This is a genomic window from Lentzea roselyniae, from assembly GCF_039537795.1.
Lineage (GTDB): Bacteria > Actinomycetota > Actinomycetes > Mycobacteriales > Pseudonocardiaceae > Lentzea > Lentzea atacamensis.
In genome coordinates this window covers 1-18,865 of the sequence record NZ_BAABBE010000035.1, presented here as the reverse complement: position 1 = coordinate 18,865, position 18,865 = coordinate 1, and the positions used below count along the sequence as shown (strand labels likewise).

The following is an 18,865-nucleotide window of genomic DNA, read 5'->3' as shown; positions in this document are numbered from 1 at the left end:
CGGATCGTCGCCGGCCTCTGCGACGCACCCGGCGATCCGATCACCGAGCAGCAGTGGCAGCGTTGTCTGCCCGGCAAGGACTACCGGCCACCTTGTGGCTGAGCCTAGGCCGAGATCCGCGACAACCGGTCCAACGCCGAGTTCGCCTCCGACGCGGCGTTCGTGAGCTCCTCCAGCGACCGCAGCAACAGCCGATCCGGCCCCGTCTCCAACGCGGCCAGGCAGTTGGCGCTGCCCCGGTTCGCCAGTGCCGTGAAACGACTCCAGTGCTGCTGCGCCACCTCGTCCGGGATGCGGAAGTACCGTTGCGCGTCCCGTGCGATCTGCCCGAACTCCGCGCAGCTGGTCCTCAGCGGCGAGAAGTCGACCGGCCCGGTGGCGGACCCGAGAGTCTGCAACGTTTCCGAGTGGCGCGTCATGGTGTCGAGGAGGCGCTGATTCAGGTCGAATCCACCGAACCGCTTCCACGCGGCCTGCTGGGCGGCGCGCGTGCGGGCCGGGAGCTGCGCGACCACGGGAGCTGCGAACATTTGCGCCACCTTGTCGTCGGACGCCTCGCCTCTCGACTGGTCCCACAACGCCAGCCCGGAGGCGGAGACCGCGACCCCCGCCACGCAGAGAACCGCGACGACCCGACGGCGTACCGCCGGCCTGCCCGGCGCCCGCGCGGGAACCGCGGGTGCGCGCCGGACGATCGCCACGACAGCCGCGGCGGCGAAGGCCGCGATCGCGGCGACCACGAACACCGGAGCGAGCAAGGTCAGCAGCGCCAGACCGGACATGGTGAAGTGCGGACCGCAGGTCGACTCCATCACCCGCAACGACTCCACACAGCCGTCGGCGGACATCGCCGTCAACGCCAGCGCGAAACCCAGCATCGCCGCCGTCTGCGCGGCGACCAGGGCGACCGGCAACGGGTAGCGCCCGGCCCACCCGGCTGCGACGAACGCGGCCATCACCGTCGCGGCGACGACCACCGCGAACGTGCCGGTCTGGTACGTCAGCGCGAACAGCGCGCCCGATCCCGGAGGCAGCGGGCGCCACGTGTGCAGGTAGGCCTGCAACCCCACCACCGAGGCACCCGCCACGACACCGCCGGCCAGGCCGGGCAGCAGCGCCCGGCGCAGCGGCGGCAAGGGTGGCGCGCTGACCACGACCGCACCCGAGTCGTCGAGAGCCGCCGCAGCCAGCGCGGCGTGCCGTCCGCCGGGCGCACGATCCAGGCCGGCAGGGGCACGATCCACAGCGCGATCATCGACGCGACGGACAGCGCCGGGATCGACATGCCGTGCATCAGGGGAAAGAAGGAGGCGAAGGCGGACAGCACCAGCGCGTGGTCCGCGGCCGGCCCGCCCAGGCCGTGCGCGAGCACCTCCCGGACCTGGCCGGTGTCGACCATCGTGCCGAGCGTGTACAACGTGCCGTCGCTCTGCCACCAGATGAACCACGACGACAACGCCAGCCAGGCCGCGCCCAGTACGGCGGCCATCACCGGCAGGGTCGTACGTCCCGCGGTGGCCCAGAGGTGCGCGCATTGGCCGATCCACCAGGCGATCGCCGTGCCCGCGAGCACGACGAGCAGCAGGAACTCGGGGTGCGGCGGCAGCCATTCCAGAACCGCCACCCGGTTCAGGAACAGCTCCCCGCGGCGAGCCCGAACCCGAGCCACAGGCCGGCACGCCACGCCGGCGGCACGGGCCGTGACGTCCGCACCCCGTGCACCACGGCCCTCCACAGCGCGATCCCGACCACGCCGACGACGAGGCCGGACGGGACCAGCGTCAGCGCCTGACTCATCCACTCGCGGAGCAGGCCGTCCCTGACCAGATAAGCCTGCACGGGCTCGCGCACCTGCGCGTTCACCAGGGTCGCGGCCACACCGGTGAGGAACATCGGCAGTGCCCGCAACCCGAACAGCTCCCCGGTACCCGCCACCGCCGCCCGGCGCAGATCCAGCCGCGGATGGGTGCGCCACAACTCGGCGAACGCCGACCACCGCCGCGCTGGTGCCGCGGCGGCCCAGATGTGCGGGGACGCGCCCCACCGGACCGCGGCGAGATCAGCGCACACCTCCCGGCTGCGCAGCACGTCCGCTCGCGCCAGGTAGACCAGCAGCACGAGCAGCACGAGCAGGAGAACCCGGCGCACCTGGCTCGGCTCGTCACCCGACCACCAGGACGGCTGGACCAGCGACACGACCGCCCACACCGCGTACGGCGTCAGGACCGCGGCGAGGAACATGCGCCACAGCGCGGTGGTGACGTAGTACAGCGTGACGTCACCGTTGCGGATGTGCGCCAGTTCGTGGAGCACCACGCCACGGAATTGCTCGGGATCGGTGGTGGCGCTGTGCAGCAGGTCGGCGCTCAGCCGCAGGGTGGGCCGCCTGTTGCTGCCGTAGACGACCACGCTCGCGGTCGGATCGACCACCACTCGCGGCGGCCTGGCCACTCCCGCGGTCGCCGCCGCCTCGGCGACCAGCCGGTGCGCGTCGTGAGTGCTGTCGAGTGGTGACGCCCAGCGCGCCCGCCTGCGCCATCGGGGTATCGCCCGGAACAGGACGGCGGCGCCGAGCAGCACGACGACCGGCCAGCCCAGCACCACCCACCACGGCGGCCCCGGTTGATGACGGGCCATGCACTCGTCGAACGCCGATGTCTGCTGGAGCAGCACCAGCTGAACCCGGAGGGTGCTCGCGTCGGGGTCGGCACCGGCCGCCAGCTGGCACCCCACGCCGTTCGCACCCGAGATACCGCTGACGACATCGCGCATCATCGAGCCGCTGGCCACGAACAACAGCACCATCAGCAGCACGAAGCGGACCGTGGTGCCTGCGCCGATCACCCGTTCGTCCACGCGTGGCGGGACCGGCTCCACCGTCACACTCGCCCCCCGCGATCAGTCACCCTGCGAGTCAGTGTGCGGTCCGCGCGACCCCGACGAGCTCGTTCGGGGCCAGAACACCCGGATGGATCAGAACCCTCGCAACGCCGCGCGGACGATCTCCAGGGCTTCCTGCGACGAGAGGCCCAGGTCCGCGGACATCGACGCGTACTGCGCCGCCGCCGCACGGACGCGCTCGCGGTTGTTGTCGCCGTTCGCGCTCACCACGGTGCCCGCGCGGCCCCGCGTCTCGACGAGGCCGGCTTCCTCGAGCTCGCGGTAGGCGCGGGCCACCGTGTTGACCGCCAGACCCAGGTCTTTCGCCAGCGCGCGCACGGTGGGCAGCTTGGCGCCCACCGGCAGTTCGCGGTTCGAAATCGCGTGCGCGTAGTGCACCCGCACCTGCTCGTACGGCGGTGTGTCCCCGTGGTGGTCGATCTTCACTGCGCCCCATCCCTCCCCGACATGTAACTACCTCTGTATTGACCAACGGAGGAGTGGGGCGGAGGTTGCGGTCGATTCAGCGGATATTGGTCTGGTCCGCGCCCATCTGCACGTAGAGCTTGCGCCATCCCTGGTCTGCCGCGGTGGCTTCTTTGCCGTCACAGTAGGGCTTTGAGCCGTTCGAGGTGTAGTAGCGCAGGATCGACAACGAGACGACGGTGTCCCAGTTGCCTTCGTCGAAGTACTCCTCCCCCGGTGTCTGCTCCTGGTGCTTCATGCAGGAGACGTCGGACTGACCCTCGTCGTCGAACTGGGCGGTGGCCGCGGGTTCCGCCGAGCACGCGGCCAGCGCGAGCACCGCCAACACGATGAGCTTCTTCATGACTCCTTCTTCCAGCTAACCGGCCAGCGCACGCGTGGCCAGACCGACTCCGACGAGCATCACCAGCGCCGCGGTGCCCAGCGGCGTGATGTCCGCGAACTTGCGGAAGCGGGCCAGGCGCGGGCCAAGGCGGTCCCGCAGCGAGACCAGCAGCAGCCCCGCGGCGGTCAGCGTCGCCGCCATGCCGAGGCCGTACGCCAGCACCAGGACCACGCCGAACCACGTCCGGCCCAGTGCGATCGCCCCGAGCAGGACGACCAGCGCGGACGGCGACGGCACCAGGCCGCCCGCGACTCCCATTCCGACGAGCCCCGCCCGGCGGTGCCCATGACCGTGTCCGTGGCCATGTCCGCGGTCGTGCCGCATACGACCCCGGTTCCGCACCGCCGAGCGGAGCAGCACCCCTCCGATCACCGCGACCAGCAGACCGCTCACCACGCCGAGCCAGCGCAGAACCGACTCGCCGGCGATCACGCTGGACACGCTGAGCAGCAGCCCCAGCACCAAGACCCCCGCCGTGTGGGTGATGGTGACCGTGGCGCCGACGAGGAGTGCGTCGCGGCGGGTTCCCCTCGAACCCGCCAGGTAGGCGGCCATCACGGTCTTGCCGTGGCCGGGCAGCGCCGCATGTGACGCGCCCAGCACCAGAGACAGCAGGACCGCACCGATCCCGACCACCGGGGTGAGATCACCCACCAGGCCGACGGCCGCCTTCGTGGCCTCTCCCAACGCTCCAGGCGGGGTGACAGCGCTTCCCTCACCTGGTTGTGCGACGAACCGCACCGCCCGCACGTCCAGAGGAGAGGACAGCAGGTCTTCCGGATAGCTGCGCAGCTCGTTGGTGATCGACTCCGCCGGCGCGCCCGACACCGCGACGTCGACACCGACGACGGTGATCTCGCGCCACCCCGGCTTCTCGCCGAGGTAGGAGTCGCTGAACGTCACCTCGACCTCGCCGCGCACCTGCAGTGAGACCGTGTACTCGCAGGTCAAACGCATGGTCGGCAGGCCTGCCTCACCGGGAGGGCGCACGACCTCCGCGTCGCGCACCTCGAACTGGAGCTCCCGCTCGTCCGCCATGGCGTCCAGCGACTTCGCCCGTTCCGCGCACCGCTTGCGCGCGTCGACGAACTCGCGGTCCTGCAGGGTCGGGATCTCCGCACTGTCCACAACGGACCGCAGCTCGATCCGGTCGGGGAACACGCGCAGCCCGTCGTAGTGGTTCACGCTGAGGTTGCTCAACGGGTGTGCTTGAGCGACTCCGCCCATCAGCAGCAGTCCGAACAACGTGAGCAGCAGGACTTCATCGCAGACTCCCCAGAATCGCCTCGCGGTGCCGGAGAACCTCCGCATCCCGCCAGCCCAGCGCGACGGCCTTGTCCGAGTACGGCAACGCCTCCGCGGAACGCTCGTTGACGTGCAGAGCCCACGCCATCGCGTCCGCGGTGAACACGCTCTGCCTCTTCGCCCATTCCTTCTCGGCGAACCGCAACGCCTCCGCGGGGTCACCGTGGTCGGCGGCGATCAGGGCGGCGGTGAGGTCGTCTCCGCCCAGAGCACGTGACTGCCGCAGCGCGAGGTCGTACTGCGCCCGCGCTTCCTGCGGCTTGCCCGCCTTGTCCAGTGCCCTGCCGTACCTGACGAGGTGCTCCGGCGACGGCACCCTCGACACGAGCTCGCGATAAGTCTTCAGTTCCTCCTCATCGGTCCGCCCCTTCAGCTCATCCAGCTGGAAGCGGCAGAACGCGGCCTCCTCGGGCGAGGAAGCGGACTCCAGCGCCCGCTCCAGAGCCCCGCGCGCCTCGTCCAGACGGCCGTGCAGCTCGAAGTGGTAGGCAGCGCGGGTGAACGACGCGACACCCGGCTGCAGGTCCAGCATGCGTTGCAGCGCAACGGAAGCACCAGCGTCGTCGCCGAGCTGCGTCAGCGCGTCGACCACTACTCCCTGAGCCTGCGCGGAGTGCGGAAGTGCCGCGACCGCGCGCTGACCCCAGTCACGGGCACCGGCGAAGTCGTGACGAGCGTTGGCGAGCGCACCGCGGCCGATGTACGCCTCACCGTTGCCCTCAGGCTTGAGGCGCAACGACTCTGTCAGCGCACGCTCGGCACGCGGGTAATGCTGCGGATCGAAGGTGACGCGGGCGAGCTCGACGTGCGTGGCACCGAGCTGTGCCCAGGCGGCGGGGTCATCGGGGGTTCTGCGGAGCTTGGCCTGCAACGACTCGGCGTTGCGCTGCAGGGAAGAGGTCTGCGTGGCGGCGGGTGTTGCCGCCTGCGGGGAGGCGCAGGCGGCAACGGCGAGCGCGGCTGCCAGCAGCGGAATGGTTTTCCACATGTCAGGCACCCTCACTCAGCGGGAGTTGACCGCCCGGTTGCTCGGCAGGCCGACGTACGGGAAGCGGTCGCCGAAGCGGACGTCGTTGGCGTTCACCCGGTCGCCCTTGGCGAGCGCCGGCACGAGCTTGCCGGTCTGCGCCGCGCCGACCACGGCCTGGATCTCGATGTCCACGACGTCGTCGGTGAGCCTGCGGCCGTTCGGGAACCCCTGCAGGTCACCGCCGAGGACGCCGAGCCGGTTCGGGTTCTTCGCCACCGGCGTGGACATGTTGAGCCGCAGCATCTCCGACGGTGCGAACCTCTTCGGGTCCACGTCGGTGTTGTTCAGCTGCGAGTTGAGATCGGCCTTGATCGGGCCGCCCGCCTTCGTGGTGATCCCGGTCAGGAAGATCTCCACCAGGTCGGACCGCGGTGTCTTCGGTGCCGGGATGCCGTAGATCGCCTGGATGAGCCGGGCGAGCTCCGGGTCGTTCACCCGGTCCAGCAACGCCTGGACCGACGCGTCGCCAACGGGTTCGAGCCCGTTGAACGCGTCCTTGATGGCCGCCGACGACACGACCTCGTTCACCAGCGGGTTGCCCAGCCGCGACACCTGCACGAACGGGCCCTGCGGGGTCGCCTTGCCGGGGTCGAGCCTCAGCGTGCGGCGCTCGGTGTCGCTCCACACGCCGATCACGGGGTTGCGCTTCGGGTCGCCTTTGAGGGCCAGCATCGTCTTGGGCACCTGGATGGCGATGGTGTTGACGTTGTAGCCCATCAGGGTGTCCTGGTTGACCTCTTTCAGATTTCCGCCGTAGAGGAGGTCGAACACCCTCAGGTCCAGGAAGAACGAGTCCTCCGACGGTCCCATGTAGACCTGACCGCCACCGGGGATCTTCACCGTCGCCTGGTCGCGGATCGCCGCGAAGTCCGGGAACGACGCGGGTCCGGTGTTGGACGGCGCCGCCCTCCCGTTGCGCACCAGGGTCGTGGTCTTGCCCGGCTCTATGAGCTCGAGGCTGTAGTTCTGCCGGAACAACAGGTTGTCGTCGTTGATCGAGGTGACGGGCCCGTTGTTGTAGAGAAAGGTGTTCTTGCCGCGCCGGTCGTCGGTGCTGAACGTGAACCGGAACGTCTTGTCCGGCACCGCGTCCCCGTCGGCGTCGATGTTGAGGTCGTACCTCGCGTCCGTGGCCCACGGGTAGAAGTTGGGGCCACCGTTGGGTTCCTGCAGCCCGAACCAGTTCGCGATGAGCGTGACGGTGTCGGGCTTGTCAGGGCTGGTGAAGGCGTAGACATCGGTGTTGTCGACCGCCGGGTCCGCCGCGATCAGCGGTGCCTCGCGGTGGCTGGACGCTTCCGCTGCCGGGATCGCCGCGGCCGCCGCGACCACGGCCGCGGCGATCGCACCGCGGCGTAATCGCTGTTTGTTGCTGGTTGGCATGGTCCTGCTCCCTTCCCACGGCGGGGATTCGGAAGCAGGACGCCTGCCGGTTCGAACTCATTCAGCGGATTTTGGCGCCACAACCGTTCCTCGGGCACGCGTTACGACGATCGGCTCAGCGAGCACGTCCGCCGCCGAAGGTCCGCGATCGGGCGCCGACCGGCACACCACGCGCGCCTCGAACTCGATCTCACGCGAGCGTTTTCCTATGCGCACCAACGTTGCCGTGGCCTCGATGACGTCACCGGCCTGGATCGGCGCCGCGAACTCGACCGAGCTGTACCCCGCGAACAGCCCTTCGTCGGAGTCCGTGTGGATGAGCAGTTCGGTGGCGACGTCACCGAACATGCCCAGCCCGTACGCGCCGTCGACGAGGTTGCCCCCGTAGTGCGCGTGCGAGTGCGGTACGTACCGGCGGTGCGTCACCGAGAAGCCTTCGACCAAAGCCCCGCTCACGCGGCGACCCCCTTCTTTGCCTGCATCGCGTGCACCAGATAGCTCGCGACCTCACCCGGAGTGGTCCCCCGGGAGAACACTCGATCCACGCCCAGCTCCGCCGCCATCAGCGGATCGAACCGCGGGCCGCCGGCGACGAGCAGTGGCCGCCTGTCCCCCATCGCCTCGCGGAACGCCGCGGACATCTCCTGCGTGTTGAGGATGTGCGCGTCCCGCTGCGTGACGACCTGGGAGATCAGCACCGCGTCGGCCTTCTCGGTCCGCGCGCGCCGCACCAGTTCCGGAACGCTCACCTGCGCGCCGAGGTTCACGACCTTCAGCTCGCGGTAGTACTCCAGGCCCTTCTCGCCCGCGAAGCCCTTGATGTTGAGGATCGCGTCGATGCCGACGGTGTGAGCGTCCGTGCCGATGCAGCCGCCGACCACGACCAGCTTGCGCCGCAACACCTTCTTGAGCGTCGTGTTCACCTCCGCCGGCGACAGCAACGGGTACTCGCGCTCGACGACCTTGACCTCGTCGAGGTCCACGAGGTGCTTCACCGAGCCGTAGACGACGAAGAACGTGAAGTCGTCGCCGATCGGGTGCGAGTGGACCACCATCGCGGGGTCCATGCCCATCTTGTTCGCGAGCTGCTGCGCCGCGCCGTCCGCCTTGGGGCCGAAGGGGATCGGCAGCGTGAACGACGTCTGGATCATGCCGTCGCCGGTGGTGTCGCCGTACGGCCTCACATACCTCTTGGAGTCAGTCATTCGAGGCCTCCAGCATCTCGCTCGCGGGGTTGAAGTACGCCTCCGCCTTCTCGACGACGCCGTCCGCGCCCTTGCCCTGGTCCGCGGGGCGCTTCATCAGGCCGAAGGTGCCGTCCGCGATCGCGTTGAGCAGGCCGTCGTCGACGATGCGCTCCAGCAGGTCCACGGCCTCGCCGAGCACCTGGTGGGCGCGCTTGACGATGAGCCCGTCCGGCGCGGGCCGGAAGTCCTCCGCGAGGTTGCCCGCGGCGTTGAGCACGTACCTGACGTTCTGCAGGGCGAGGTCGCGGTCGGACAGGAACGGCGTCACGACGGCTTCCGTCATCATGCCGACGAGCAGAATGGACTGTCCGGTCAGGACACCGGCGAGGTTGAAGAACCCGTCCAGCAGATAGCCGTTGAAGACGTCGCCGGTCATGTGCTTGGTGGGCGGCATCCACTTCAGCGGCGCGTCGGGGAAGAGCTCGCGCGCGAGGAGCGCGTGGGCGAGCTCCAGGCGGAACGAGTCGGGCACCTTCGGGTTGATCTCGAAGGCGTGGCCGAGGCCCAGCAGGTGGTCGGGCAGTCCCGCCTCGTGGGCGAAGTGCTCGTTGAGGAGCTGGGAGACCGTGACCGTGTGCGCGGCGTCGACGGCGTCCGCGGTGGTGAGGTAGTTGTCCTCGCCGGTGTTGATGATGATTCCCGCGCGTGCGTGGACCTGGCGGGAGAAGCGCTGGTCGACGAACGTGCGGATGGGGTTGATGTCGCGGAACAGGATGCCGTACATCGAGTCGTTCAGCATCATGTCGAGTCGCTGCAGTCCCGCCAGCACCGCGATCTCCGGCATGCACAGGCCGGACGCGTAGTTGGTCAGCCGCACGTACCGGCCGACCTCCTTCGACACGTCGTCCAGCGCCGCCCGCATGATCCGGAAGTTCTCCTGGGTGGCGTAGGTGCCCGCGAACCCGTGGTGGGTGGCGCCTTCTGGCACGTAGTCGAGGAGCGACTGCCCGGTCGAGCGGATCACCGCGATGATGTCGGCACCTGCGCGGGCCGCGTTCTGGGCCTGGACGACGTCCTCGTCGATGTCACCGGTCGCGACGATCAGGTAGATCCACGGCCGCTGCGCGGGGTCGCCGAGCCTGGTGATCAGCTTGTCGCGCTGGGCCCGGTTGCGGTCCACCGTCCTGATGCCCTTGGCGACGGCCGACGTGGCTGCTTTCCTGGCCGCCGTCAGGTCCTTGCCGGTGGGGACCTTGAACTGGATCTGGCCCGCCGCGGTGGCCTCCGCGAGCTCGGTGAGGGTGCCGAGGTTGTGTTGTTTCAGGGCGTGGAACGCCGGGAGCACCACGCCGTGCTCCAGCCCGCACTGCTCGCGCACCGTGTCGATGACGCGGTTGACCCACGGCACGTCACCGGCGCGGTGGGTGGAGTCCGCGCCGGTGATGCCGGCCAGGCGAAGTGTGGCGCGCTCGACGGCAACGGTGGTGTGCGCCTTCGCGATGGACACCACCGGTTCGGCCGCCCGCGCCGCGAGTTCGCGCGCGGTGGCGACGACCTTGGGGTCGAGGTCGAGCAACGCCATGAGTCACTTCCTCTCGTAGATAGTCCGGCCGTTCAGCACGGTCCGCACGCAGACGGGCGCGGGACCGGTGAGATCAGGCAGTCCGGGCACGCCGGAACGGGGATCGGTGGACCACCGCTGCACCCGCGAGTCGCTCCCGGCGACCACGAGGTCGCCGGTCTCCCACACGGCGTAGGTCGCGGGCGCACCGGGCTGCAACGTGCCGGTCAGCCCGTCGTCCACGCCCGCAGCACGCCAGCCACCACGCGTGTGGGCCGTGAACGCCGCTCGTGGGGAGATGCCGTGACCATCGGTCTTGTGGTGCACCGCGGCGCGCACGGCAGCCCACGGGTCGATGGCGGTCACCGGGGCGTCCGAGCCGAACGCGAGCACGACCCCTGCCGCGGCCAGGCGTGAGAAGGGGTTGAGCCCCACTCCGCGCTCGGCCCCGAGGCGCTGGACGTACATTCCGGCCGATCCGCCCCACTCGGCGTCGAAAAGCGGCTGAACAGAGGCGATGACGCCCCACCCCGCCAGCTTCTGGGCCTGCTCGGCGCCGACCATCTCGACGTGCTCGAGGCGGTGGCGCGCGGAGGCGAGAGCGGGCGTGCCGAGGGCCTTCTCGGCGATCTCGAAGCCCTCGATCACGGCGGTCATGGCGGCGTCGCCGATGACGTGGAAGCCCGCCTGCACGTCCAGTTCGGTGCACTTGATCAGGTGGTCGGCGATCTGCCGGCCGTCCAGGTAGAGCGCGCCGGACGTGTCCGCGTCGGCGTAGGGCTCGGTCAGCGCGGCGGTGCGGGAGCCGAGCGCGCCGTCCACGAAGTGGTCCCCGGCGAGGCCGCGGACGGGGACGTCCGGCAGGTCGTGGGCGCCCCAGTAGGCCACCACCTCTGGGCCCTCGGTGTGCGCGAGGAGTTCTCGCAGGTCGTCCTCGCCGGAGATGTCCGGGCCGGCGCACTCGTGCACCGACGCGATGCCCATCGAGGCGGCGTGTCGGAGGAAGGCCAGCTGGGCGGCCTGGCGTTGCGCCGGCGTGATGGCGGACTTGGCGGCGCCGCGCACGTGGTGGTGGGCGGCGCGAGAGAGAGGGCCGTCGGCCGAGTAGCCGTCGGCCTCGCGGGCCTCGTCGGTGATCAGGTTCGAGGAGACGATCGCCGAGTGCACGTCGATGCGCGACAGGTAGACCGTCTTGCCCGCAGCTGCGTCGTCGATCTCCGCGCGCGTGGGCGGGCGGTTCTCCGGCCAGCGCGTCTCGTCCCACCCGTGTCCCCACACGAGCGGGCCCTCGGCGTCACGCACCTGCTGCAGCAAGTCGTCCACAGAGGACGTGCGGGTCAGGTCGAGACCGGTCAGCAGCAGACCGGCGCTCGTGGCGTGGACGTGGGCGTCGACGAACGCGGGCGCGACGAAGGCGCCGTGCAGCTCGATGACCTCGGCGTCGGGGTGCAGCGCACGGCCGACCGAGTCCTGTCCGATCCACACGACGACGCCGTCCGTGACGGCCATGGCCGTCGCATCCGGTGCGTAGATGCGTCCGCCGACCAAAAGTTGCGTACTCACGTCACGCAGTCTGCCGTTGCTCGAACAGCGCCCGCACACCCGGCTGCGTCCGGACCAGGTCCAAGGCGAACGCGGCGTGACCGGGCACATAACCGTTGCCGACCAGCATCTCCACGTCCGCGGCGAGTCCTTCAGCTCCGAGTGCCGCGGCGCTGAACGACGTGGCCATCGAGAAGAAGATCACGGTGCCGCCGTCCCCGGTCGCGAGGATGGCGCCGTGCTCGCACCCCGGCACGTCCACACACACGACCGTGACATCGACCTGCTTGCCGACCGCCTCAGCCACAGCCACCGGGTTGCGCGCGTCCGCGATGACGACCTCGTCCGCGAGACCGGCCTTGCGAACCTGTTCCGCCTCACGCTCGGTCGGCACCAACGCGACGAGGCGCGACGCACCGGCCTGACGTGCGGCCGCGAGAGAGAGCGACCCGGACTTGCCGCCACCGCCGAGCACCAGCACCGACCCACCGGGGTGCTTCCGCACCACGCGGTCGGTCAGCGCCGGAGCACCACACACGTCGAGAACGGACAGCGCCAGCTCGTCGGACATGTCGTCGGGCAGCACGGCCGCGATGGACCGCCCGAACAGCACCGCGGTCCCCCGGCACGGCACCTGCTCGTCCTCGCCGTCCCAGTCCTGCAGGCCGTCGTTGATCTTCAGCGGCGTGAGGGTGAGGCTGACCAGCGTCGCGATCCGGTCGCCCGCCTTCAGGCCGAGCGGCGACTCCGGTCCGACCTCCAGCACCGTGCCGAGCAGCATGCCGCCGGAGCCGGTGACCGGGTTCTGCATCTTGCCGCGCTCTTCGACGATGTCCAGCACCGCCTGCCGGACCGCCGCGCCGCTGCCGTGCTGCTCCCTGAGCTGCCGGAACGACGCCGCGTCCAGGTTGAGCCGCTCGACCGCGACGATCACCTCGTCGGGGGCGGGGACGGGCTCCGCGTCCAGCCGCCACGCCTGCTGGGGCAGGACGCCCTGCGGCTCGAGGACACGGTGCAGTCCGTACGCGCTCACCTGAAAATCCTTCGGTCGACGACGCTGTCTCGACAATATCTTCACGTAGCGCGTAAAGATCCCGCAAGCTTCACTTGTCAGTCAGGCGGAACCACCGGCAGTCGTACGGGCCCAGCTCCAGCTTCGCGTCGCACCCGTCGCCGGTCAGGACGTCGGTGAGCACGCCCTTCACCTTCAGCTCCACCGGGACCGCGCGGTCGGCGAAGTTGTGCACGGCGATGACCGTGCCACCGTCGCAGTCAGCGCGGTGGGCGAACACGCACGGGTCACCGACGTCCAGCACCTGGTAGGTGCCCCACGCCAGTTCGGGGCATTCCCGGTAGCTCTCGATCAGCCGGCGCATCCAGGTGAGCAGCGAGTCGGGAGAGTGGCGTTGCCGGCCGGCCGCCTCCCAGTCCATCGGCACCCGGACCGCGAGCCTTCCTTCCAGCGACAGGTCCTCGACCAGGCCGATCTCCTCGCCGTAGAACAGGACGGGCGTACCCGGCAGGCTGAAGAGCAGGCTGTAGACCATGCGGATGCGGCGGTAGTCGCCGTTCAGCATCGACGGCAGGCGGCGGCGCAGGCCACGGCCGTAGAGCTGCATCGACGGGTCGGGACCGAAGGCGTCGAACACCTCCTGGCGCTCGTCCTCGGGCAGCTTGTCGAGGGTCAGCTCGTCGTGGTTGCGCACGAACGTCGCCCAATGGCCGTCCCGTGGCGGCTGCGGGCGTTCCTGCAGGGCCTTGGCCAGCGGACCGCTCGACTGCCGCGCCAACGCCAGGTACATCGCCTGCATGCCCACGAAGTCGAAGCACATCGTCAGCTCGTCGCCGACTCCTTGGCCGTAGTAGGCCATCGTGTCCTTGTACGGCAGGTTCACCTCGCCCAGCAGCACGCCTTCGCCGTTGCGGCGGTTGATGAACGCGCGCAGGTCGGTCAGGTAGTCGTGCGGGTTGGGCAGCGACATGGCGTCCGCGGCGTCGTTGTGCTCCAGCAGGAACGGGACGGCGTCCACGCGGAAGCCGCTCAGGCCCAGCTCCATCCAGAAGCCCATGATCCGGGCGATCTCGTCGCGCACCTCGGGGTTGGCGACGTTGAGGTCGGGCTGGTGCTTGTAGAAGCGGTGCAGGTAGTACTTGCCGACCTCCTCCGAATACTCCCAGAGGCTGTTCTCCTTGTCCGGGAAGGTGATGCCCTGCGGGCCGTCGGTCTGCGGTTCGTCGGCCCAGACGTACCAGTCGCGCTTGGTCGGATCGTGGAACCACGGGTGCTGGTCGGACGTGTGGTTGACGACGAGGTCGGCGATCACCCGCATGCCCCGGTCGCGGGCGGAGCGGACGAACTCCACGAAGTCACCCAGCGAGCCCAGCCGCGGGTCCACCGCGTAGAAGTCGGTGATGTCGTAGCCGTCGTCGCGTTCCGGGGTCGGGTAGAACGGCATCAGCCAGACGCAGGTGACGCCCAACGCGTGGAGGTGGTCGATGCGTTCGGTGCAGCCGCGGAAACCCTTGTCGGAGAAGGTCTCCACGTCCAGGCAGTAGAGGACGGCGTTCTTCCACCAGACGTCCGACGTGCGGATCACCTCGCCACCTCCGGCAGCACGTGCTCGCCGAACGCGTCGACGAACGGGATCAGGTCCTGGCCCACGTGGTGCAGATAGATCTCCTCGAAGCCGAGCGACGCGTAGGTGTGCAGGTTCTCGACGTGCCACTTGAGGTCCGAGGACACGTTGACGACCTCGGCGACCTGCTCCGGCGTGACGCGCTCGGCGACGACGTCGAAGTGCTCGGCGAGCTCCAGGTCCCAGCAGACGGGTGGTCGGAACACGTTGGTGCGCCACTGTTCGTGCGCGATCCTGAGTGCGGTGTCGTCGTCCTGCGCCCAGCTCAGGTGCACCTGCAGGTGCAGCTTGCCCCGGCCACCCGCGTCGCGATAGGCGCCGGCCACCTCGCGCAACCGGTCGGGCGGGGCGCTCACGGTGATCAGCCCGTCGGCCCACTCGGCGCACCAGCGGGCGGTCTGGGGGCTCACGGCGGCGCCGATCAGCAACGGCACCTCCTGCGGTCTCGTCCACAACCTCGCGCGGTCAACCCGGACCAGGCCGTCGTGGCTGACCTCGTCGCCCTGGAGCAGCGCGCGGATCACGTCCACGCACTCGCGCAGGCGGGCGTTGCGGACGTCCTTGCGCGGCCAGCCGTCGCCGGTGATGTGCTCGTTGCTGGCCTCGCCGGTGCCCAGGGCCGCCCAGAACCGGCCGGGGTACATCGCGGCGAGGGTGCTGATCGCCTGGGCGGTGATCGCCGGGTGGTAGCGCTGGCCCGGGGCCGTGACCACGCCGAACGGCAGGGTCGTCGCCTGCAGCGCGGCGCCGAGCCACGACCAGGCGAACCCCGAGTGGCCCTGGCGCGAACTCCACGGTGAGAAGTGGTCGGAGCTCATCGCCGCGGTGAAGCCGGCCTCCTCGGCCCTGCACACTGCGGTCAGCAGGTCGGTGGGGTGGAGCTGCTCGTGCGACGCGTGGATGCCGTAGACGGTCATGCGACTTCAGGTACCCAGCGAGCAGTTTGAGAATGCGTTGAACCGATCCCGAACGGCATCCGTGTGGATGACAGCACCCTCGGAGCGGAGGAGGAACGGCGATGTTCAACGAGACACGCGTCGGGACCGTCACTGTCGTTGAGTTCATTCGGCCGGATGGCACTGTCGAGCCGATGAACGTCGATCTCCAATACCGCTCAGACGATCCGCACGCCGTCACGCTGCGGTTTCAGGCCAGGGACCAGGAGTCGACCTGGCTCGTCGGGCGGGAGCTGCTGGCGGACGGACTGCTGTCGCCCGCGGGGATCGGCGACGTGCAGTTGCGGCCCGGCCACGGCGACGTGCTGGTGCTGGAGCTCTTCACCGAGGACTCGCACGCCGTGTTCCACCTGTCGGCCGATGACCTGCAGCGGTTCCTCGACTCCACCTACGCGGCCGTGCCTGCGGGGCGTGAGGTCGTCGACTTCGACCTGCTGCTGAAGGACCTGCTCGCCTAAAGGCGCAGGCCCAGGACCAGCTTGTCCGCGGAGTCGACCACGCGAAAGCCGATGTGCTCCCAGAAGCCGACCGCGTGTCTGTTGTGGTGCCGCACGTGCACGTGAACACCCTTCTCAAGGCGTTCGAGCACCGTGCGGACGAGCCTGCCGCCGTAGCCCTTGCCCTTCGCGCGCGGCAGCAGGTTGGCGTGCATGTGCGCCGGATAGTCCAGGGCCAGCCGGTGGTCGACCCGCGCCGGATGGTGGATGTGCTGCACCACGCGGTTCGGGTCGTCGGTGAGCGGGTAGCGAATGCGCAGGTCAGGCCACCAGTCGTGCTCCAGGCGGTCTTCGAAGGCCTCGCTGTCCGACGCCGCGATCACGTAGCCGCAGATCCCCTCGTCGTCCTCCACGACGAACGCCAGATCCGGTTCGAACGCCACGTACGGCCCCACGTAGGCGTGACCGAGCAGGCGCGGGTCGTCGAACAGGTGCCGCGCGCCCCGGCCACCGTCGCCGGTGTCGAGGCAGATGTCGTAGAGCGCGTCCAGGTCAGCGGGCCGGTACGCGCGGATCACGTCAGCTCGCGCCGATCCGTGATCACCACCGGGTCGACGTCGACAACTTCCCCTTCGACGACCTGACCGGGCCCGAAGCGACGGTCGTGCTCGAACTTCAGCGCGGCCGCCTCGGCCTTGCGCGCGATCCGCCGGCTGACGAGCCTGCGCGTCGGCGGGAACAGCAGGAACAACGCCGCCACGTCGCTGATGAAGCCAGGCACCATGATCAACGCCCCGGCCGCGGCGATCAGCACGCCGTCGGCCATCTCCTGGTGCGGCTGCTGCCGCTTCCACACGGCCTCGGAGAACGCGGCCATCGTCTGCGCCCCCTGCCTGCGCACCAGCTGCAGACCGACGAGGGTGCCGACCAGCAGCAGCGCGATCATCCACAGCCCGCCGATGGCGTTGCCAACGGCGATCATGACCGCGATCTCGGCGAACATCCCCAAGAGCACCAGGGCGAAGACAGGCATACCCCCTCAACGCACGAGCTCGCCCAATTGCTCCCGCACCCTCCTCCACCAGGCGTTGATCTGAAATATTTACGGCGAGCTAGCGGTGTGACAGGATATCTTTACGCGACCTCGACGCTGAGGAGTACGGATGACTGCGCTGCACGACGCCCCCACGGCGCTGGAGCGACTGGACCGCCAGCCGTACACGTACGTCCGCCGTGAGCTGGTCGAACCCGACTGGCGACGCTTCCCCGGCTGGGCGCACGTGACCGAGGCGCAGTGGCGCGACGCCCAGTGGCAGCGGGTGAACTGCGTCAAGAACGTCAAGCAGCTCCGCAAGGTCACCGGCGACCTGCTGAGCGAGAAGTTCTACGACGACCTGGCCGCGGACCAGGAAACCTTCGCGACCATGTCGATGCTGATCCCACCCCAGATGCTCAACACGATGGCGGTGGACGCGGCACCCGCGGAGTTCACCGACGCCTTCCTGGCCGACCCGGTCCGCCGCTACATGCTGCCGGTGAAGTCCGACCGCGACCCGCGGTGGCCGTCGCACCCGCACTCCCAGCGCGACTCGCTGCACGAGGCCGAGATGTGGGTCGTCGAGGGGCTGACCCACCGCTATCCGACCAAGGTCCTGGCCGAAATGGTCTCGACCTGCCCGCAGTACTGCGGCCACTGCACCCGCATGGACCTGGTGGGCAACTCGACCCCGCTCATCGACAAGCACAAGCTGTCGCTGAAGCCGGTCGACCGCCAGGACCAGATGATCGACTACCTGAAGAAGACCCCTGGCGTCCGCGACGTCGTCGTCTCGGGCGGCGACGTGGCCAACGTCCCGTGGCCCCAGCTCGAGTCGTTCCTGATGCGCCTGCTGGACATCGAGACCGTCCGCGACATCCGCCTGGCGACCAAGGCCCTGGCCGGCCTGCCCCAGCACTGGCTCCAGCCGCGCGTCGTCGAGGGCCTGGAGCGAGTCGCCCGCACGGCCTCGCGCCGCGGCGTGAACCTGGCGATCCACACCCACGTAAACCACGCCCAGTCGGTGACACCTCTCGTCGCCGAGGCGGCGCGGACGGCGCTGGAGGTCGGCGTCCGCGACGTCCGCAACCAGGGCGTGCTGATGAAGGGCGTCAACGCCACGTCGGACGACCTGCTGGACCTTTGCTTTGCGCTGCAAGGGGAAGCGAACATCCTGCCGTACTACTTCTACATGTGCGACATGATCCCCAACGCCGAGCACTGGCGGGTGGCGGTGTGGGAAGCGCAGGAGTTGCAGCACGCGATCATGGGCTACCTGCCTGGGTATGCGACGCCGCGGATTGTGTGCGACGTGCCGTACGTCGGGAAGCGGTGGGTGCACCAGCTCGCCGAGTACGACCGTGAGCTGGGGATTTCGTACTGGACGAAGAACTACCGGACCGGGATCGAGCTGGAGGACCCGGAGGCGCTCGACCGCCGCTACCCCTACTACGACCCGATCTCCACCCTGGGCGAGGCCGGCCAGAAGTGGTGGTCCGACCAGACCTGACACACCACGACGGGGCCGTTTTCGGGACATCTTCCGAATGCGGCCCCAACGGCATGTTTTGCCTGGTCAGCACCCATAGAGTCTCATTAGGTCTCAACGTCAAGGGGCCCAGAAGGGGCCCAGAAAGTCCAAAGTGGATGAAGCTTTGCATCCTCAGTGGACACCCGTGTCAGGCATTGGTACAGCATCGAGTAGACACTTGCCTTTACGACCGGACTGGGCCATCGCCCCTCCTGCGACCCGATCTCCACCTTCGGCGAAACCAGTCAGGCGTCAATGACGATTGCTACCGCCCACGTCGCAACTGCAGAAAAATCGCACCGCTGAACGACACGGAGAGTCCAGTGGAATCATAACCGTGATAAACAAGTTCAGCGACGTGCTGCACCGATTTAGCGCCGGATCTAGTACTACAGCCGCATGGCGTGATCTTGGTCGATGGCGTGGTGACGTGAGACGGCCACCGTGATCAACTTCGAGGTGTGTTGGGACTCGAAGCGAAACGGTGGCCGCGTTGCCGATCTTAGACCT

18 protein-coding genes are annotated in these 18,865 nt (G+C 69.1%); 2 read left to right on the top strand and 16 right to left on the bottom strand.

From position 1 onward, the window contains the following. Window positions 1–104 precede the first annotated feature (104 nt). The 14 genes from ABFX45_RS38945 to ABFX45_RS38880 all read right to left on the bottom strand — a co-directional run bounded on the left by ABFX45_RS38945 (window position 105) and on the right by ABFX45_RS38880 (window position 15,312). Window positions 105–1,154 (bottom strand): hypothetical protein, encoded by a 1,050-nt coding sequence (locus ABFX45_RS38945; protein WP_346135761.1) that lies wholly within the window; start codon window positions 1,152–1,154, stop codon window positions 105–107. A 475-nt stretch (window positions 1,155–1,629) separates the two neighbouring features. After that, complete coding sequence (locus ABFX45_RS38940) at window positions 1,630–2,883, bottom strand: M48 family metalloprotease (RefSeq protein ID WP_346135759.1); 1,254 nt, start codon at window positions 2,881–2,883, stop codon at window positions 1,630–1,632. A gap of 90 nt (window positions 2,884–2,973) precedes the next feature. After that, window positions 2,974–3,327, bottom strand: a complete 354-nt coding sequence (locus ABFX45_RS38935) for a GntR family transcriptional regulator (RefSeq protein ID WP_109641406.1) — start codon at window positions 3,325–3,327, stop codon at window positions 2,974–2,976. 76 nt (window positions 3,328–3,403) lie between these two features. After that, the gene (locus ABFX45_RS38930) at window positions 3,404–3,709 is read right to left on the bottom strand and encodes a hypothetical protein (protein ID WP_109641407.1); all 306 of its coding nucleotides are present in this window, start codon (window positions 3,707–3,709) and stop codon (window positions 3,404–3,406) included. Between the two features lie 15 nt (window positions 3,710–3,724). Beyond that, a complete protein-coding gene (locus tag ABFX45_RS38925) occupies window positions 3,725–5,062 on the bottom strand; it encodes a nickel/cobalt transporter (RefSeq protein ID WP_346135756.1) in 1,338 nt (445 codons plus the stop codon). Then, window positions 5,013–6,044 (bottom strand): tetratricopeptide repeat protein, encoded by a 1,032-nt coding sequence (locus tag ABFX45_RS38920; protein ID WP_346135754.1) that lies wholly within the window; start codon window positions 6,042–6,044, stop codon window positions 5,013–5,015. The genes ABFX45_RS38925 and ABFX45_RS38920 overlap by 50 nt, the downstream gene beginning before the upstream one ends. Window positions 6,045–6,059: 15 nt before the next feature. Next, the gene (locus ABFX45_RS38915; RefSeq protein ID WP_346135752.1) at window positions 6,060–7,469 is read right to left on the bottom strand and encodes a DUF4331 domain-containing protein; all 1,410 of its coding nucleotides are present in this window, start codon (window positions 7,467–7,469) and stop codon (window positions 6,060–6,062) included. A 57-nt stretch (window positions 7,470–7,526) separates the two neighbouring features. Beyond that, a complete protein-coding gene (gene kal / locus ABFX45_RS38910; RefSeq protein ID WP_109641409.1) occupies window positions 7,527–7,925 on the bottom strand; it encodes a 3-aminobutyryl-CoA ammonia lyase in 399 nt (132 codons plus the stop codon). Then, entirely contained in the window at window positions 7,922–8,674 is a 753-nt protein-coding gene (gene kamE, locus ABFX45_RS38905) for a lysine 5,6-aminomutase subunit beta (protein ID WP_109641410.1), read from the bottom strand. Before kamE ends, kal begins: the two co-directional genes overlap by 4 nt. Then, on the bottom strand, window positions 8,667–10,238 hold the full coding sequence (kamD, locus tag ABFX45_RS38900; RefSeq protein WP_346135749.1) for a lysine 5,6-aminomutase subunit alpha: 1,572 nt from the start codon (window positions 10,236–10,238) through the stop codon (window positions 8,667–8,669). Before kamD ends, kamE begins: the two co-directional genes overlap by 8 nt. Before the next feature lie 3 nt (window positions 10,239–10,241). After that, window positions 10,242–11,789: an amidohydrolase gene (locus tag ABFX45_RS38895; protein WP_346135861.1), complete on the bottom strand. Its 1,548-nt coding sequence runs from the start codon at window positions 11,787–11,789 to the stop codon at window positions 10,242–10,244. After that, window positions 11,782–12,792 carry an L-erythro-3,5-diaminohexanoate dehydrogenase gene (gene kdd, locus ABFX45_RS38890; protein ID WP_109641413.1) on the bottom strand — a complete coding sequence of 337 codons (1,011 nt, stop codon included), beginning with the start codon at window positions 12,790–12,792 and terminating at the stop codon, window positions 11,782–11,784. The genes ABFX45_RS38895 and kdd overlap by 8 nt, the downstream gene beginning before the upstream one ends. 70 nt (window positions 12,793–12,862) lie before the next feature. After that, window positions 12,863–14,356, bottom strand: coding sequence for an alpha-amylase family protein (locus tag ABFX45_RS38885; protein WP_346135747.1), 1,494 nt, complete (start codon window positions 14,354–14,356; stop codon window positions 12,863–12,865). Then, window positions 14,353–15,312, bottom strand: coding sequence for a TIGR03885 family FMN-dependent LLM class oxidoreductase (locus tag ABFX45_RS38880; protein WP_109641415.1), 960 nt, complete (start codon window positions 15,310–15,312; stop codon window positions 14,353–14,355). The genes ABFX45_RS38885 and ABFX45_RS38880 overlap by 4 nt, the downstream gene beginning before the upstream one ends. 173 nt (window positions 15,313–15,485) lie before the next feature. Here ABFX45_RS38880 and ABFX45_RS38875 point away from each other — a divergent pair, with 173 nt between their 5' ends. Further along, complete coding sequence (locus tag ABFX45_RS38875) at window positions 15,486–15,809, top strand: SsgA family sporulation/cell division regulator (RefSeq protein WP_346135744.1); 324 nt, start codon at window positions 15,486–15,488, stop codon at window positions 15,807–15,809. On the opposite strand, the gene ABFX45_RS38870 is transcribed toward ABFX45_RS38875, so the two are convergent. Together ABFX45_RS38870 and ABFX45_RS38865 are read right to left on the bottom strand one after the other, a co-directional pair. Continuing rightward, window positions 15,806–16,366, bottom strand: a complete 561-nt coding sequence (locus ABFX45_RS38870) for a GNAT family N-acetyltransferase (protein WP_346135742.1) — start codon at window positions 16,364–16,366, stop codon at window positions 15,806–15,808. The genes ABFX45_RS38875 and ABFX45_RS38870 overlap by 4 nt on opposite strands. Continuing rightward, window positions 16,363–16,821 (bottom strand): FxsA family protein, encoded by a 459-nt coding sequence (locus ABFX45_RS38865; protein WP_109641418.1) that lies wholly within the window; start codon window positions 16,819–16,821, stop codon window positions 16,363–16,365. The genes ABFX45_RS38870 and ABFX45_RS38865 overlap by 4 nt, the downstream gene beginning before the upstream one ends. Before the next feature lie 130 nt (window positions 16,822–16,951). Here ABFX45_RS38865 and ABFX45_RS38860 point away from each other — a divergent pair, with 130 nt between their 5' ends. After that, entirely contained in the window at window positions 16,952–18,334 is a 1,383-nt protein-coding gene (locus ABFX45_RS38860; RefSeq protein ID WP_109641419.1) for a KamA family radical SAM protein, read from the top strand. Window positions 18,335–18,865: the final 531 nt, after the last annotated feature.